This is a genomic window from Mucilaginibacter psychrotolerans, assembly GCF_004519315.1.
Lineage (GTDB): Bacteria > Bacteroidota > Bacteroidia > Sphingobacteriales > Sphingobacteriaceae > Mucilaginibacter > Mucilaginibacter psychrotolerans.
This window is the reverse complement of record NZ_SOZE01000077.1, coordinates 1-1,430: the sequence shown is the minus strand read 5'-3', so window position 1 is coordinate 1,430 and position 1,430 is coordinate 1. Positions and strand designations below refer to the sequence as shown.

At 44.3% G+C, this 1,430-nt stretch carries 2 protein-coding genes; both read left to right on the top strand.

From position 1 onward, the window contains the following. Positions 1–67: 67 nt before the first annotated feature. On the top strand, positions 68–421 hold the full coding sequence (locus E2R66_RS28085; protein ID WP_204986008.1) for an ISAon1 family transposase N-terminal region protein: 354 nt from the start codon (positions 68–70) through the stop codon (positions 419–421). Beyond that, complete coding sequence (locus E2R66_RS28080; protein WP_134738016.1) at positions 414–1,397, top strand: ISAon1 family transposase; 984 nt, start codon at positions 414–416, stop codon at positions 1,395–1,397. The genes E2R66_RS28085 and E2R66_RS28080 overlap by 8 nt, the downstream gene beginning before the upstream one ends. Positions 1,398–1,430 lie beyond the last annotated feature (33 nt).

Sequence of the window (1,430 nt, the reverse complement as noted above, 5' to 3'; positions counted from 1 at the left end):
GTCCTAAAAGTTGGGGGATAGGATAAAATTTATTTGTTTTGCTGGAGGATAAACGAATACTAAAGCATTGCCAACACCACACGAAACCCTTGTCCGGTTGATCTTACCTGACGGCCTTTTAGATTACTTTGAATTAATAAGTGTAGCCCAGTTGGGTTCCGGACTGAATATTTACCTGGAAGAAAAGAATATCCCTCCTGCAGGTTATGAAATGGTAAAGCTGGAATCCAAGGGCTTTATGGACGAGGTTAGTATTCAGGATTTTCCGATCCGTGGCCATAAGGTAAATCTGTGTATTAAAAGGCGCCGATGGGAAGTGGTAGAAACCAAGGCAATCATCACCAGAGACTGGAACTTAGTAAGAAAAGGAGCGCGAATGACCACGGAATTCGGCACTTTTTTAAAAGGTATATTTGGATAACCACCCGATCAGCTGCCATTTACTGGGTCGCTTATATGGACTTGACGGCAAACGGCTGCAAGCACAGTACAAGGATTTTCTAAGCGACTTTCATGGCTGGGATCAAAAGGAGCATGCGGACGAATGGATGCTGTTTGCGGATAACCTTGGCCCGTCGTTAAGCATAGACGAAACGGCATTAACTAATGGGGAGCTCTATACCATTGTCACCAATAAAGAAGCTCATGGTGGCAAGAAGGCCATTGTGGCGATGATCAAAGGTACGCAAGCCACCCAGATCATGGCTGTATTGGAACGGATCCCGCTTCGAAAAAGAAACCAGGTCAGGGAAGTAACGATGGATATGGCTGCTAATATGATCAAAGCGATCCGTAGGTGCTTTATGAATGCTGAACGGGTGATTGATCGTTTTCATGTACAGAAGCTGGCTTATGATGCCGTCCAGGAATTGCGTATCAAATACCGGTGGGAAGCCTTAGAAGCAGAGCATAAGGCAATAGAGACTGCCAAAAAGGATAAGAAGCTCTATGAGCCTGAAGTATTTGACAATGGCGATACCTTAAAACAGCTACTGGCCCGAAGCCGCTATCTGCTTTTTAAGCATCATACTAAGTGGACATTATCACAGAAACAAAGGGCCGACCTGCTTTTCCTGAAGTATCCGCTGCTGTATAAGGCCTATAACTTATCTATCAGATTAGGGAAGCTATTCACCATTTGCAAAAGCAAACAACAGGCTTTCAAGCGGCTGGCCATCTGGTACAATGACGTGGAAGAGGTGGGGCTTGATGCTTTTAAAACGGTGGCAAGGTCTGTACAAACCCATTATGAATCCATCCTGAACTTCTTTAACAACAGAAGTACCAATGCATCCGCTGAATCCTTTAACGCAAAAATCAAGGCTTTCAGGGCTACTTCAAGAGGCGTTAGAGATACTACCTTTTTCCTCTTCAGACTTGCTAAAATCTATGCTTAATCTTTTCTTCCCCCCAACTTTTCTCCTTGATCC